Origin of the sequence: Bacillus cereus group sp. N21 (genome assembly GCF_016483395.1) — a bacterium.
Classification (GTDB): Bacteria; Bacillota; Bacilli; order Bacillales; family Bacillaceae_G; genus Bacillus_A; species Bacillus_A pseudomycoides.
The window spans coordinates 1-273 of record NZ_JAEHBX010000332.1 but is presented as its reverse complement, the minus strand read 5'-3'; the positions used below and the strand labels follow the sequence as shown (position 1 = coordinate 273).

The following is a 273-nucleotide window of genomic DNA, read 5'->3' as shown; positions in this document are numbered from 1 at the left end:
CCTCATATCTTCCTCCATTAATGTATTCCGTTGATCCATGTAATCACTTAATCTGTTTTCCATTTCTAATAGATTTGCTTGCTGCACCCTATTAAGTTCCGCTACCATAGCGCTATATTGTTGGTGAAGTTGATACTGCACATGATACGGCATCGGATTTGCTTCTTCAGTTTCTTCTTTCTTATTAACGATGCCATACTCCTTTACAATCAATTTAGCAGCCTTTTCTAAAGTCATTCCATCTTCTTTACTCAACTCTACTAAGTGCTGAAG

1 pseudogene is annotated in these 273 nt (G+C 37.4%); it reads right to left on the bottom strand.

Annotation, left to right across the window (positions count from 1 at the left end):
• A pseudogene (locus JDS96_RS31080) lies at window positions 1–273 on the bottom strand (DUF3967 domain-containing protein); the annotation flags it as partial.